A 14,958-nucleotide genomic window follows, 5' to 3' on the forward strand; every position below is an offset into this window, starting at 1 on the left:
GGAGAACGCATGGAGCAGAAGCATTGGCTGAAAAGCTATCCCGAGGGCGTCCCGCCTGACGTCCATCCCCAGCAGTACGGGTCTCTGACCCAACTGCTCGAGGAGTCTTTCAGGAAGAACGCATCGCGTCCGTTCTCCGTGTGCATGGAGCGATGGATGACTTACGGCCAGCTCGACTCGCTCTCCAAGGCGCTGGGCGCCTGGCTGCAGTCGCGAGGGCTGGAATCGGGAGCGCGCGTTGCGATCATGCTGCCGAACATTCCCCAGTTTGCGGTGACGATGGCCGCGGTGCTGCGGGCCGGATACACCTGCGTCAACGTCAATCCGCTCTATACCGCGCGCGAACTCGAGCACCAGCTCAAGGATTCCGGCGCCACGGCGATCGTCGTACTCGAGAATTTCGGCAAGACGCTGGAGGAAGTGATCGACCGCACGCAGATCAAGCATGTCGTGCTCGCGTCCATGGGCGACCAGCTGGGCTTCTGGTACGGCCAGTGGATCACGTTCGCCGTTCGCCACCTGGCCAAGATGGTGCCACCGTTCAAGCTGCCTCTGGATGGTGGACGCACTGTGACGCCATTCAATCGCGCGATTGCGGACGGGACGGGCATGAGCCTGAAGCCGATGCCGCAAACGCTGGACTCGATCGCCTTCCTGCAGTACACCGGCGGCACGACGGGCTTGTCGAAGGGTGCCGTCCTGTCGCACCGGAACATCGTCGCCGCCATTCTGCAGGCGGAAGCCTGGTTCTCGCCCGCCTTGAAGCGCATTGGTGACGTGAGCCGGACCAACAGCATCGCGGCGCTGCCGCTGTATCACATCTTCGCGCTCACGCTTTCGCTGCTGGCCATTCGCTGGGGAGCGCACCTGACGCTCGTGCCGAACCCGCGGGACATCGGGAAGTTCATCGAAGTCCTCAAGAAGCGGCCATTCCACCTGTTGCCCGCTGTGAATACGCTTTTCAATGCGCTGATGCAGCATCCTCAGTTCAAGACCATCGACTTTTCGCAGTTGTGCGTCTCGCAGGCTGGCGGGATGGCGGCGTCGGAAGGGACGGCACGCCAATGGCAGCAGCTGACCGGCTGCGCGATGGTGGAGGGCTGGGGCATGAGCGAGACCTGCGCCATCGGCACGAACAACCCGATCACGAGCCGCGAGTTCTCGGGCAACATCGGGCTGCCTCTGCCTGGCATCGACATCGCGATCAAGGACGACGATGGGAAGTCGCTGCCCGTCGGTGAATCGGGGGAGATCTGCATCCGCGGCCCGAATGTGATGAGCGGGTATTACCGGCAGCCGGAGGAGAACGCCAAGGCGTTCACGAGCGACGGCTTCATGCGCACGGGCGACATCGGCATCATGGACGAGAGCGGCTACACCCGCATCGTCGACCGCAAGAAGGACATGATCCTGGTGAGTGGCTTCAATGTGTTCCCGAACGAACTGGAACAGGTGATTTCGCTTTGCCCCGGCGTCGTGGAATGCGCGGCGATCGGCATCCCGGACGAGAAGCAGGGCGAGGCGATCAAGGTTTTTGTCGTGAGGAACGATCACGGCGTATCGGAAGAGCAGGTCGCCGCGCACTGCCGGCAGAACCTCACCGGCTACAAGGTACCGAAGTACATCGAGTTTCGCGACGAGCTGCCGAAGACGAACGTCGGCAAGATCCTGCGCCGCGAGTTGCGGGCCGGAAAGTAGCGGACGCCGCATGCCTGTCCTGCCAGCGGGCGTGCGGGTGCTCGAGCGCGGATGGCTCTCCTCCAACAACATCCTGTTTGTCGATGGGGATCAACCGGCCATCGTCGATAGCGGGTACGCGACGCATGCCGGGTTGACGTTGGATCTGGTGCGGCGCGCTTTCGGGAGTACGCGCCCGGCGCTGCTGGTGAACACCCACTTGCATAGCGATCACTGCGGCGGCAATGCCGGGTTGCAGCGAGAGTATCCGGCGATGCGGACGCTCATTCCGCCAGGTCAGGCCGATCAGGTGCGCGCATGGGATCCGGTTGCACTGACGTTCGAGCCGACGGGGCAGCAGTGCCCTAGGTTTTCTTTCGATGGAGTCCTCGCACCCGGCTCGGAAGTCCAGCTTGGCCGGATGCGTTGGCAAGTTCATGCGGCGCCGGGCCACGATCCACATTCCGTCGTGCTGTTTGAACCTGGTTCGCGGGTGCTGATTTCTGCGGATGCGCTGTGGGAGAACGGTTTCGGCGTCGTTTTTCCCGAGCTGGAGGGTGTTGATGCGTTCGACGAAGTCGCTCGAACGCTCGATCTGATCGAACGTCTTGACCCGACCTGCGTGATCCCCGGACACGGCGCCATCTTTTCCGACGCTGCAAAGGCGTTGGCCCGCGCGCGCCGGCGGCTCGAAGGCTATGTGTCGGATCCCGTCAGGCACGCGACACACGCTGCGAAGGTGCTGTTGAAGTTCAAGCTGCTGGAGCTGCAGTCCGTCACCATGCCCGAATGTGTTGCCTGGGCGGCCTCAACCGCGTATTTCGGAGTCGTCCACGAGCGCTGGTTCGCCGATGTGGGGATGGGCGCGTGGATCGAGTCGCTGTCTCTCGACCTGATTCGATCAGGGGCGGCCAAGCTGGAGAACGGCATTCTGCTGAATGCATGAAAGGCGCGCGCCAAAAGAAAAAGCCCAGCATTTCTGCTGGGCTTTTCTCGCTTTAATAGCCTGACGATGTCCTACTTTCACACGGGAACCCGCACTATCATCGGCGCAGAGGCGTTTCACTGTCCTGTTCGGGATGGGAAGGAGTGGGACCACCTCGCTATGGTCATCAGGCATAACTTTTTGCCATCCAGTCCATGGGACTAGACGACCAATTCATAGAGTTTTGAATCAGCACGCATCGCGGTCACGATGCGCTTTTCGATTGCGTTCAACCCTGGCATAACACCCTGATCTGACGATCAAAGTTATAGGGTCAAGCCGCACGAGCAATTAGTATCAGTTAGCTTAACGCATTACTGCGCTTCCACACCTGACCTATCAACGTCCTGGTCTAGAACGACTCTTCAGGGGGCTCAAGGCCCCGGCAGATCTCATCTTGAAACGAGTTTCCCGCTTAGATGCTTTCAGCGGTTATCTCTTCCGCACTTAGCTACCCTGCAATGCCACTGGCGTGACAACAGGTACACCAGAGGTGCGTCCACTCCGGTCCTCTCGTACTAGGAGCAGGCTTCCTCAAATCTGCAGCGCCCACGGAAGATAGGGACCAAACTGTCTCACGACGTTTTAAACCCAGCTCACGTACCTCTTTAAATGGCGAACAGCCATACCCTTGGGACCGGCTACAGCCCCAGGATGAGATGAGCCGACATCGAGGTGCCAAACACCGCCGTCGATATGAACTCTTGGGCGGTATCAGCCTGTTATCCCCAGAGTACCTTTTATCCGTTGAGCGATGGCCCTTCCATACAGAACCACCGGATCACTATGTCCTGCTTTCGCATCTGCTCGACTTGTCAGTCTCGCAGTTAAGCACGCTTATGCCATTGCACTATCGTCACGATGTCCGACCGTAACTAGCGTACCTTCGAACTCCTCCGTTACGCTTTGGGAGGAGACCGCCCCAGTCAAACTGCCTACCATGCACTGTCCCCGGCCCGGATAACGGGCCTAGGTTAGAACCTCAAACGCACCAGGGTGGTATTTCAACGTTGGCTCCACCAGATCTAGCGACCCGGCTTCAAAGCCTCCCACCTATCCTACACAGATCCGTTCAAAGTCCAATACAAAGCTACAGTAAAGGTTCATGGGGTCTTTCCGTCTTTCCGCGGGGAGATTGCATCATCACAAACATTTCAACTTCGCTGAGTCTCGGGAGGAGACAGTGTGGCCATCGTTACGCCATTCGTGCAGGTCGGAACTTACCCGACAAGGAATTTCGCTACCTTAGGACCGTTATAGTTACGGCCGCCGTTTACTGGGACTTCGATCAAGAGCTTGCACCCCATCACTTAATCTTCCAGCACCGGGCAGGCGTCACACCCTATACGTCCACTTTCGTGTTTGCAGAGTGCTGTGTTTTTATTAAACAGTCGCAGCCACCGATTTTTTGCAACCTCATTGGGCTCCCCTTGTACAGGTTCACCTACTAAAGGCACACCTTCTTCCGAAGTTACGGTGTCAATTTGCCGAGTTCCTTCTCCCGAGTTCTCTCAAGCGCCTGAGAATACTCATCTCGCGCACCAGTGTCGGTTTGCGGTACGGTCGTGTGTAGCTGAAGCTTAGTGGCTTTTCCTGGAAGCAGGGTATCACTCACTTCGGAGGCAAGCCTCCTCGTTATCACCCCTCATCTAAGCCCGGCGGATTTACCTACCAGGCACGACTACAGGCTTGAACAGACACATCCAACAGTCTGCTGAGCTAACCTTCTCCGTCCCCACATCGCACTACACATCGGTACAGGAATATTGACCTGTTTCCCATCAGCTACGCATCTCTGCCTCGCCTTAGGGGCCGACTCACTCTACGCCGATGAACGTTGCGTAGAAAACCTTGCGCTTACGGCGAGCGGGCTTTTCACCCGCTTTAACGCTACTCATGTCAGCATTCGCACTTCTGATACCTCCAGCATCCCTCTCGAGACACCTTCACAGGCTTACAGAACGCTCTCCTACCACTTGCACTTGCGTGCAAATCCGCAGCTTCGGTAACTGGCTTAGCCCCGTTACATCTTCCGCGCAGGACGACTCGATCAGTGAGCTATTACGCTTTCTTTAAATGATGGCTGCTTCTAAGCCAACATCCTGACTGTTTTAGCCTTCCCACTTCGTTTCCCACTTAGCCAATTTTAGGGACCTTAGCTGGCGGTCTGGGTTGTTTCCCTCTTGAGTCCGGACGTTAGCACCCGGTGCTCTGTCTCCCAAGCTGTACTCTGCGGTATTCGGAGTTTGCCTTGGTTTGGTAAGTCGCCATGACCCCCTAGCCAAAACAGTGCTCTACCCCCGCAGGTAATACTTGAGGCACTACCTAAATAGTTTTCGGAGAGAACCAGCTATTTCCAAGTTTGTTTAGCCTTTCACCCCTATCCACAGCTCATCCGCTAGTTTTGCAACACTAGTCGGTTCGGACCTCCAGTACCTGTTACGGCACCTTCATCCTGGCCATGGATAGATCACTTGGTTTCGGGTCTACACCCAGCGACTGATCGCCCTATTCGGACTCGATTTCTCTACGGCTTCCCTATTCGGTTAACCTTGCCACTGAATGTAAGTCGCTGACCCATTATACAAAAGGTACGCAGTCACCCTTGCGGGCTCCTACTTTTTGTAAGCATGCGGTTTCAGGATCTATTTCACTCCCCTCCCGGGGTTCTTTTCGCCTTTCCCTCACGGTACTAGTTCACTATCGGTCGATTACGAGTATTTAGCCTTGGAGGATGGTCCCCCCATCTTCAGACAGGATTTCTCGTGTCCCGCCCTACTTTTCGCTAGCTTAGTACCACGCAGATCTTTTCGCGTACGGGGCTATCACCCGCTATGGCCGGCCTTTCCAAGCCGTTCCGCTAAGTTCTGCGCTATCACTAGCAGGCTGTTCCGATTTCGCTCGCCACTACTTTCGGAATCTCGGTTGATGTCTATTCCTCGAGCTACTGAGATGTTTCAGTTCACCCGGTTCGCCTCGCATGACTATGTATTCATCATGCGATACCTCTTGCGAGGTGGGTTTCCCCATTCGGAAATCTCCGGATCAAAGCTTGTTTGCCAGCTCCCCGAAGCTTATCGCAGGCTATCACGTCCTTCGTCGCCTGTAATCGCCAAGGCATCCACCACATGCTCTTATTCACTTGACCCTATAACTTTGACCTCTCGCAGCGAGCCTCACGGCCGGCAGCGAAAATCTCAGTCAATCAAGGAATGTTCGCGAGGTCTTTCACCTCGCGCGTTATGCCGTCTTCATACTTTCGGTTTGATCCGAAATTGAAGTCTGGTTGACGCAATCAAAAAATCGTCATTGGCGGCACGGTCTGCCATGAAGCAGTTTCCGCCAACAACGCTGATTCGAACTCTATGAATTGTTAAAGAACAGCCGATTGATTCCGGGAGATCCCGGAGTCAACAACTAAGCAGCCTGGTCTTTTCAGAACAAGCCGCTTAGGTGTTGATTTGTTGTTGTCGAAGTGTCGATGGTGGAGGATGACGGGATCGAACCGACGACCCCCTGCTTGCAAAGCAGGTGCTCTCCCAGCTGAGCTAATCCCCCAGATCCGAAATTGGAGTGGGATGGTGGGTCTGGGTGGTCTCGAACCACCGACCCCCGCCTTATCAAGACGGTGCTCTAACCAACTGAGCTACAGACCCAAGCCGGTCGCAGAACGACACGGGCCGAGGCCAACGTCGGTAGGCGACATCTTCCAACAACCGATAAGTGTGGGCGTTTAACTTTAATTGCGGTTTCCAGAAAGGAGGTGATCCAGCCGCACCTTCCGATACGGCTACCTTGTTACGACTTCACCCCAGTCACGAACCCTGCCGTGGTAATCGCCCTCCTTGCGGTTAGGCTAACTACTTCTGGCAGAACCCGCTCCCATGGTGTGACGGGCGGTGTGTACAAGACCCGGGAACGTATTCACCGTGACATGCTGATCCACGATTACTAGCGATTCCGACTTCACGCAGTCGAGTTGCAGACTGCGATCCGGACTACGACCGGTTTTATGGGATTAGCTCCCCCTCGCGGGTTGGCAACCCTTTGTACCGGCCATTGTATGACGTGTGTAGCCCTACCCATAAGGGCCATGAGGACTTGACGTCATCCCCACCTTCCTCCGGTTTGTCACCGGCAGTCTCATTAGAGTGCCCAACTGAATGTAGCAACTAATGACAAGGGTTGCGCTCGTTGCGGGACTTAACCCAACATCTCACGACACGAGCTGACGACAGCCATGCAGCACCTGTGTTCTGGCTCTCTTTCGAGCACTCCTGCATCTCTGCGGGATTCCAGACATGTCAAGGGTAGGTAAGGTTTTTCGCGTTGCATCGAATTAAACCACATCATCCACCGCTTGTGCGGGTCCCCGTCAATTCCTTTGAGTTTCAACCTTGCGGCCGTACTCCCCAGGCGGTCAACTTCACGCGTTAGCTTCGTTACTGAGTCAGTGAAGACCCAACAACCAGTTGACATCGTTTAGGGCGTGGACTACCAGGGTATCTAATCCTGTTTGCTCCCCACGCTTTCGTGCATGAGCGTCAGTACAGGTCCAGGGGATTGCCTTCGCCATCGGTGTTCCTCCGCATATCTACGCATTTCACTGCTACACGCGGAATTCCATCCCCCTCTACCGTACTCTAGCTATGCAGTCACAAATGCAGTTCCCAGGTTAAGCCCGGGGATTTCACACCTGTCTTACATAACCGCCTGCGCACGCTTTACGCCCAGTAATTCCGATTAACGCTTGCACCCTACGTATTACCGCGGCTGCTGGCACGTAGTTAGCCGGTGCTTATTCTTACGGTACCGTCATTACGCCGTGGTGTTAGCACAGCGCGTTTCGTTCCGTACAAAAGCAGTTTACAACCCGAGGGCCTTCATCCTGCACGCGGAATGGCTGGATCAGGCTTGCGCCCATTGTCCAAAATTCCCCACTGCTGCCTCCCGTAGGAGTCTGGGCCGTGTCTCAGTCCCAGTGTGGCTGGTCGTCCTCTCAGACCAGCTACAGATCGTCGGCTTGGTGAGCCTTTACCCCACCAACTACCTAATCTGCCATCGGCCGCTCCAATCGCGCGAGGTCTTGCGATCCCCCGCTTTCATCCGTAGATCGTATGCGGTATTAGCGTAGCTTTCGCTACGTTATCCCCCACGACTGGGCACGTTCCGATGTATTACTCACCCGTTCGCCACTCGCCACCAGGGTTGCCCCCGTGCTGCCGTTCGACTTGCATGTGTAAAGCATTCCGCCAGCGTTCAATCTGAGCCAGGATCAAACTCTACAGTTCGATCTTGATAATTTGCCCCTTGCGGGGCTACTCACAAAAAAGGAATTGAAGTGAACTTCACTTCTATTCTCATGAGCGTTTGTTGTTCCGAAGAACTTGGCAATTGCCATCAAACGCCCACGCTTATCGGCTGTATATTTTTAAGGAACCTGGCAGCACATCGGACGTTGCGTCTTCTGTTTTTGCCTGCTTTCGCTGCGATCAGCGAAGCCTTGAATTATCTGACTTTTCTCAAATCCCTGTCAACTGCCAGGGTTTTTGCTGATTCGCTTTGCGCCTGATCCGTGGTTCGGATCGTTTGCTTTGCTGTGTTCAGCGGAGCCTTGAATTCTATACCAACTTTTGATCGTTGGTCAAACTTCGAAGCTTTCTTTTCCCTGTCAGCCGCCACCGGCTTTGACTCCCTGCTGCCCCGGCTGCAAACTGCCTTTCGGTTTGTTTGCCGCTGTGTTCAGCAGAGCCATCGACTATAGCACGAGATTTTTGGGGTCCGCAAACGCGGCTTCAAAAAATCTTGAGACTCAGACACTCCCCAATGGGAGCTTGCGGTGCCGCTCGCCCGTCAGGGCGAACAGCGCATTGGCCACCGCAGGCGCCAGAGGCGGAACACCCGGCTCGCCCACGCCGCCCGGGGGGCGCTCACTGGGCACGATCCAGGTCTCCACCTGCGGTGTCGAGGCCATTCGGACCATCGGATAGTCCGCGAAGTTCCCCTGGCGCACGACCCCGTTGTGAATGTCGATCCGGCCGTGCAGGACAGCGGTCAACCCGAACACCACCGAGCTTTCCATCTGCTGGGCCACGATGCCCGGGTTCACGACCGTGCCGCAGTCGATGGCGCAAACCACACGGTGCACGCGCGGACCCGCAGGCCCCAGCGACACCTCCGCCACCTGCGCCACGATGGAGCCGAATGACTCATGGAGAGCCAGCCCGCGGGCCCGCCCGGCTGGCGCCGGACTTTTCCAGCCCGCCTTCTCCGCGGCGAGGTCGAGGACGGCCAGGTAACGTGGCGCCTTGCCCAGCAGCTTGCGCCGGAACTCCAGCGGGTCTGCCTTGCCTGCAACGGCCAGCTCGTCAATGAACGACTCCGAGAAGAAGGCGTTGTGCGAATGCCCGACGGAGCGCCAGAAACCCACGGGCACTCCCATGCGGGTGGCCACGTGCTCCATGCGCTGGGCCGGCACGCCATAGGGTTGGTCGAACAGGCCTTCGGACGTGGTCTTGTCGGGCAGGTCGACCGGGCCGGTCAAGGCGGGAATCCCGCGTTCCATCCAGCGCGGCGAGATCGCATCCCCGGCCGACTTGATATGCAGGCTGAGGGGCTGCCCAGCCGCATCCACCGTGGCTCGCAAGCGCGCCACATGCATCGGCCGGTAGAAATCATGCCGCGTGTCCTCTTCGCGGGACCAGACCAGCTGCACGGGCGCGCCGCCGCAGTCCATCGCCACGCGCACGGCCTGCGCCACGTAGTCGACCTCGAGCCGGCGGCCAAAACCGCCGCCCAGGAGCGTGACATGCATTTCCACCGCCGCAGGCGGCACGCCGGCGACACGGGCCGCCATGGCCCGGCACATTTCCGGCACCTGGGTCGGGGCCCACACCTGCACGCGACCGTCTTGCACCTGCGCCGTGCAATTCATGGGCTCCAGCGTCGCGTGGGCCAGGTAGGGGGCGCTGTACCAGCTTTCGATCACGCGGGCCGACTTCTCCGCAGCGTCCAGGTCGCCGCGTTCATGGAACCGGAAGCCCGACCCGTCCTTGACGCTGGCCGTCAATTCCTGCGCTATGCGTTCGCTGTCCAGGTTTCCGCCCGGCCGCGCCTGCCATTCGACGTGGACGGCATCCACGGCCCGGCGAGCAAGCCAAGTACTGTTCGCGACGACCGCGATCCCCGCCGTCGAGCCTGCATAAGCAGGAATCTGCACCACCCGTTCGACGCCGGGCATGGCCAAGGCGGCGGCCGGGTCGATTCGGCCCGGTGACCCGCCCAGCATGGGACAAAGACGCAGTGCGGCGAAGCGCATGCCCGGCAGGCGCACGTCCAGCCCGAATCGTGCGCTGCCGTCCGTCTTGGCGGGGATGTCGAGCCGCGGCGCCGGGCGGCCAATCAGTTTCCAGTCCTTGCGCGACTTCAACGTCACCGTGCCGGGCGGCGTCGCGGCCGCGAAGCGGGCGAGCTCTCCATAAGTGGCGGACTTTGCCGACCCGGCATGCTTGACCACGCCATCCACCACGGTCAATTCCTCGATCGGCTGTTTCCATTGCAGCGATGCCGCCCCCAGCAGCGAGGCCCGCGCGGTCGCTGCAGCCATCCGGACGACTTCCCAGGCGTCCGAAACACTCGAGGATCCCCCGGTCGCATTGATCCCCAGTTCCCGCGCGACCTTGCCCACCACCCAGCGGCTCGCCTTGACGCGGCCGAAACCGTCTTCGTGCTCCTCGTCGAGCGGATGGATCGGCAGGCTGGCCACCAGCATCGCCACGTTCCCGTAGATGGTGTCGGGGCCCGCCTGCTCGATCCGCACCGAAGTGAGTGGCACGTCGAGTTCCTCCGCCGCCAGCATCGGCAGCGCCGTGTGCACGCCCTGCCCCATTTCGCTGCGCGGCATCGCCAGCACGACCGACCCGTCCTCCGCGATCTTGATCCAGCCGTTCAGGGCAATTTCGCCCTTGGCGGCCTTCAGGAGGGCCGCCGCACCCATGCGCGAGCGCTGCGGCAACACCCCCCAGCCCACCAGCAGCGCGCCCGCCGCGGCAGTGCCACCCAGCAGCCAGGTGCGGCGCCTCATGTCGTGGCTCCGGCCTTCACTCCCGCGGCGCGCTTGATCGCCAGCTTCACCCGCTGGTAGGTGCCGCAGCGGCAGATGTTGGTGATCGCTTCGTCGATGTCCGCATCGCTCGGCTTGGGCTTCTTCTCCAGCAGCGCCGCGGCCGCCATCAGCATGCCGCTCTGGCAATAGCCACATTGCGGGACCTGCTCGGCGATCCAGGCCGCCTGCAGCGCATGCGGCTTGCCGGGGGCGCCGAGCCCCTCGATGGTCTGGATGTTCTTGCCCGCGACCGACGAGGCTGGCGTCACGCAGGAACGCACCGCCTGCCCGTCCACCCGCACGGTGCAGGCACCGCAGGCGGCCACGCCACACCCGAACTTGGTGCCGGTGAGGCTCAGGACATCGCGCAGCACCCACAGCAAAGGCATGTTCGCGTCGACGTCCGCCTGCAGCGGCCTGCCGTTGATCTTCAGCTCCACGGTCACCCCTAGCTGCTTCGGAACCCGACTATAGCCAAGCGGGGCCGGTGATAACCTCGGCGCCTCACTCGAAGTCCCCATGGCCCTGATCACCTTCGCCGACGCGCAGCTCGCGTACGGCCACTTCCCCCTTCTCGACCACGCCGATTTCTCGCTGGAGGAAAACGAGCGCATCGGCCTCATCGGCCGCAACGGCGCCGGCAAGTCGTCGATGCTGAAGATCCTTGCCGGCATGGAACGCCCCGACGATGGCACCCTGCAATTCCAGCAGGGCTTGCGCATCGCCTACGTGGCCCAGGAACCGCAATTGCGCCCAGCCGACTCGGTGTTCGACGCGGTGCAGGAGGGCCTGGCCGACGTCATCGCCCTGGTGGAAAGCTACAGCCACGGCACCGGCGACCTCGACACCCTGCAGGCGCAGATCGAGGCCCAGGACGGCTGGATGTGGCGCCAGCGCGTGGACGAAACCCTGCAGCGGCTGCATCTCGATCCCGCCGCGCCGGTGGCCAGCCTCTCCGGCGGCAACCGCAAGCGCGTCGCCCTGGCCCAGGCCCTGGTGCGCCGTCCCGACGTGCTGCTGCTGGACGAACCGACCAACCACCTCGACCTCGATTCCATCGAGTGGCTGGAAAACCTGCTGATCGACTTCCGCGGCAGCGTCGTCCTCATCACGCACGATCGCGCCTTCCTCGATCGCGTGGCGACCCGCATCATCGAACTGGACCGCGGCCGCCTGCGCTCCTACCCGGGCAACTTCACGCAGTTCCAGACCCTGAAGCAGGACCAGCTGGCGCAGGAAGCCGTGATCCAGGCCAAGGCCGACAAGCTGCTGGCGCAGGAGGAAGTTTGGGTGCGCAAAGGTGTGGAAGCCCGGCGCACCCGCTCGCAAAGCCGCGTCGTCCGCCTGCAGCAACTGCGGGCGCGGCGTGCGGCCCGGCGCGACGCCCTCGGCAACGTGAACCTCGACCTCGCCACCGGCCAGCCCAGCGGCAAGATCGTCGCGGAGCTGGTGAAGGTCGGCAAGTCCTATCCGGCCGCCGACGGCAGCCGGCGCGTCATCGTGCGCGACTTCACTTCCACCATCCTGCGCGGCGACAAGGTCGGGCTGATCGGCCCCAACGGCGCGGGCAAGACGACGCTGCTGAAACTGATCCTGGGCGAACTCCAACCAGACAGCGGCCGTGTGCGCCTGGGCAGCAACCTGCAGGTGGCCTACTTCGACCAGATGCGCGAGGCGCTCGACCTCGACGCCACGCTGGAAGACTTCATCAGCCCCGGCAGCGAATGGATCGAGATCGGCAGCCAGCGCAAGCACGTCAAGAGCTACCTGGGCGACTTCCTGTTCTCCCCGGCGCGTTCGAACTCGCCCGTGCGCTCGCTCTCGGGCGGCGAACGGAACCGCCTGCTGCTCGCCCGCCTGTTCGCGCGGCCCGCCAACGTCCTGGTGCTGGACGAACCCACCAACGACCTCGACATCGAAACGCTGGAGTTGCTCGAGGAACTGCTGCAGGACTACGAGGGCACCGTGTTCCTCGTGAGCCACGACCGCACGTTCCTGGACAACGTGGTCACCAGCACCATCGCCTTCGAGGGCGACGGTCTGTGGCGCGAGTACGAGGGTGGCGTGCAGGACTGGCTCACGCAGTCGGCCCGCGCGAAGACCATCGCCGCCGCGGCTCAGGCGGCTGCATCGGTGCCAGCGCCGACGGCAGCAAAGCGCAGTGACACGCCCAGCGCCTCACCAAGAAAAAAGCCCAGCTACAAGGAACAGCGCGAACTCGAGGCCCTGCCAGCCAAGATCGAAGAACTGGAAACCGAACAGAAGGCGATCCTGGCCGAACTTGCCGCGGGTGCGGTGTACCGCGACGACCCGAAGCGCGCCGCCGACTTGACGGCTCGCAACGCTCGCATCGAAGATGAACTGATGGCGGCACTGGAGCGCTGGGAAGCGCTGGGCGGCGCCTGAAGCAACCTGGGCTGTAGGCAGGCGCCGTCAGCAGTTGGCGGCTCCTGCTGACCTTCCGCGCGCCCCGCGGCACGGGGTGCGGGGCTACATTGCTTGCAGCCCATGCACTCCTCCCACGCCACTCACCCGACCGCCCGCTCCGGCGCCTGGCATACGTTCTGGCGCTGCTTTGCCATGATCACGCTCCTGTCCTGGGCGACCGGGTGTGCGAGCCTGCCGGCCAACACCGACCGCCGGGCGTCCACGGCCTTCAACGCCCCGGACCAGACACCGCTCGGGCAACTGGTGCACGCCCGGCGCGCGCAGGCCGGCGCGCGCAGCGACTCCGGCTTCTACCTGCTGGACGGCGTGGAGATCGCACTGACCAGCCGGCTGGCACTGATCGACGGTGCCCAGCGCAGCCTCGACCTGCAGTACTACGCCATCCACGCCGATGCGAGCACCGAAGTGATCCTGCAGCGCCTGCGCGATGCGGCGCGGCGTGGCGTGCGGGTGCGCATCCTGCTCGACGATTTCAACTCCGTCGGGCCGGATGCCCAGGTGCTGCGCCTGGCCTTCGAGCCCAACATCGAAATCCGCCTCTTCAACCCGCTGCCCGGCTCGCGCAACTCCTTGGTGGGCCGCATCCTGACCTCGCTGCATGACGTGCCGCGGATCCAGAAGCGCATGCACAACAAGGTGTTCATCGCCGACAACGCCTGGGGCATCACGGGCGGGCGCAACCTCGGCGACCGCTACTTCGGCGCCGGCGAAAAGCAGAACTTCGTCGATCTCGACGTCCTGGCCGCGGGCCGCATCGTGCGCGACATGTCGGCCAGCTTCGATCGCTACTGGAACAACGAGCTGGCCTATCCCGTCCAGACGCTGCTGGACAAGGAAGACCTGGAGAAGCTGCGCGAGCTGGCCGTGCCCGGCGCGCAAAGCGTGAAGTCCGGCGGGGTCATTCCGGCGGCAGCGGCGGCACCCGCCCCGGGCGCCGTGCTTCCCGGCGTCACCGCCGCCGAGGTCAGGCAAGCCGACCGCCCCTCGATGGACCTGCGCAAAGTCGAATTGCGTTGGGCCCCGTCCACGCTGCTGGTGGACAAGCCCGGCAAGATCGGCCCCGGCGACGACGAGGTCGACGCCGGCGACACGGTGATTGACGGCCTGATGTCCGCCCTGCGGCTTGCACAGAAGGACGTGCTGATCATCTCGCCCTACTTCGTGCCCGGCACGCAGATGATGGCCGTGTACGAGGAGCTGCGCAAGCGCGGCGTGCGAATCCGCGTGTTGACCAACTCGCTCGCGTCCAACGACGCCCCGGCCGCCCACGCGGGTTATGAGCGCTATCGCAAGGACCTCCTGGCGATGGGTGTGGAGCTGTACGAGATGCGCTCGGACCCGGAGTCCGCCAAGCAACTCGTGGGTTCAGGGGGCGACCAGCGGCCGAAATCCGATGCGGGCAAAGAGCCCGACTCGCGGGCCAGCCTGCATTCGAAAGCGGTCGTCATCGACAACCGGCTGTCCATCATCGGTTCCATGAACCTGGACTTGCGCTCGCAGCTGAAGAACAGCGAAGTTGCGTTGGTGATCCGCGGGTCCCCCGTCGCGCAGGAACTGACGCGGCAGATCGAAGCCATGCTGGCAGGCGGCGCCTATCGCGTGGAGCAGCGGCAAGGCAAACTGCACTGGGCCGCGCCGAAGGGAGCGAGTTTCGGTGACGAGGACAAGGAGCCCGGCGCGAGCGCCAAGCTCAGGCTGATCGTCCGGCTGGTCGCACCGTTCGCGCCCGACGAGATGCTCTGAC

Annotated in this window: 7 protein-coding genes, 2 tRNA genes and 3 rRNA genes; 5 read left to right on the forward strand and 7 right to left on the reverse strand. The window is 61.3% G+C overall.

All coding sequences use genetic code 11. The annotated features are described in order from the left end of the window. Window positions 1-9: 9 nt before the first annotated feature. Together FN976_RS14465 and FN976_RS14470 are read left to right on the forward strand one after the other, a co-directional pair. Window positions 10-1,698, forward strand: coding sequence for an AMP-binding protein (locus FN976_RS14465; RefSeq protein ID WP_145893748.1), 1,689 nt, complete (start codon window positions 10-12; stop codon window positions 1,696-1,698). 10 nt (window positions 1,699-1,708) lie between these two features. Next, on the forward strand, window positions 1,709-2,623 hold the full coding sequence (locus FN976_RS14470) for an MBL fold metallo-hydrolase (protein WP_145893749.1): 915 nt from the start codon (window positions 1,709-1,711) through the stop codon (window positions 2,621-2,623). 58 nt (window positions 2,624-2,681) lie between these two features. Here the strand turns inward: FN976_RS14470 and rrf are convergent. The 5 genes from rrf to FN976_RS14495 form a co-directional block, all read right to left on the reverse strand. Next, window positions 2,682-2,794 (reverse strand): 5S ribosomal RNA (gene rrf / locus FN976_RS14475). A 138-nt stretch (window positions 2,795-2,932) separates the two neighbouring features. Continuing rightward, window positions 2,933-5,810, reverse strand: a 23S ribosomal RNA gene (locus FN976_RS14480). A gap of 334 nt (window positions 5,811-6,144) precedes the next feature. Continuing rightward, window positions 6,145-6,220 (reverse strand) — tRNA-Ala (locus FN976_RS14485). Window positions 6,221-6,241: 21 nt separating this feature from the next. After that, window positions 6,242-6,318, reverse strand: a tRNA-Ile gene (locus FN976_RS14490). 100 nt (window positions 6,319-6,418) lie between these two features. Then, window positions 6,419-7,953 (reverse strand): 16S ribosomal RNA (locus tag FN976_RS14495). The 16S, 23S and 5S rRNA genes sit together here with 2 tRNA genes alongside, the layout of an rRNA operon. Window positions 7,954-8,003: 50 nt before the next feature. On the opposite strand from FN976_RS14495, the gene FN976_RS14505 reads away from it, so the two are divergent. Then, window positions 8,004-8,234 carry a hypothetical protein gene (locus FN976_RS14505; RefSeq protein ID WP_145893750.1) on the forward strand — a complete coding sequence of 77 codons (231 nt, stop codon included), beginning with the start codon at window positions 8,004-8,006 and terminating at the stop codon, window positions 8,232-8,234. 240 nt (window positions 8,235-8,474) lie between these two features. On the opposite strand, the gene FN976_RS14510 is transcribed toward FN976_RS14505, so the two are convergent. Together FN976_RS14510 and FN976_RS14515 are read right to left on the reverse strand one after the other, a co-directional pair. After that, window positions 8,475-10,745, reverse strand: a complete 2,271-nt coding sequence (locus FN976_RS14510; protein WP_145893751.1) for a xanthine dehydrogenase family protein molybdopterin-binding subunit — start codon at window positions 10,743-10,745, stop codon at window positions 8,475-8,477. Then, complete coding sequence (locus tag FN976_RS14515; RefSeq protein WP_145893752.1) at window positions 10,742-11,206, reverse strand: (2Fe-2S)-binding protein; 465 nt, start codon at window positions 11,204-11,206, stop codon at window positions 10,742-10,744. The genes FN976_RS14510 and FN976_RS14515 overlap by 4 nt, the downstream gene beginning before the upstream one ends. Before the next feature lie 79 nt (window positions 11,207-11,285). On the opposite strand from FN976_RS14515, the gene FN976_RS14520 reads away from it, so the two are divergent. Beyond that, window positions 11,286-13,172, forward strand: coding sequence for an ATP-binding cassette domain-containing protein (locus tag FN976_RS14520; protein WP_145893753.1), 1,887 nt, complete (start codon window positions 11,286-11,288; stop codon window positions 13,170-13,172). A 174-nt stretch (window positions 13,173-13,346) separates the two neighbouring features. Then, window positions 13,347-14,957, forward strand: coding sequence for a phospholipase D-like domain-containing protein (locus FN976_RS14525; protein WP_255440423.1), 1,611 nt, complete (start codon window positions 13,347-13,349; stop codon window positions 14,955-14,957). Window position 14,958 lies beyond the last annotated feature (1 nt).

The organism is Caenimonas sedimenti (assembly GCF_007833165.1).
GTDB lineage: Bacteria > Pseudomonadota > Gammaproteobacteria > Burkholderiales > Burkholderiaceae_C > Ramlibacter > Ramlibacter sedimenti.

Coding starts and splice junctions, on each gene's coding strand:
- FN976_RS14465 (WP_145893748.1), top strand. CDS start 10: ATGGAGCAGAAGCATTGGCTGAAAAGCTATCCCGAGGGCGTCCCGCCT.
- FN976_RS14525 (WP_255440423.1), top strand. CDS start 13,347: ATGATCACGCTCCTGTCCTGGGCGACCGGGTGTGCGAGCCTGCCGGCC.
- FN976_RS14510 (WP_145893751.1), bottom strand. CDS start 10,745: ATGAGGCGCCGCACCTGGCTGCTGGGTGGCACTGCCGCGGCGGGCGCG.
- FN976_RS14520 (WP_145893753.1), top strand. CDS start 11,286: ATGGCCCTGATCACCTTCGCCGACGCGCAGCTCGCGTACGGCCACTTC.
- FN976_RS14470 (WP_145893749.1), top strand. CDS start 1,709: ATGCCTGTCCTGCCAGCGGGCGTGCGGGTGCTCGAGCGCGGATGGCTC.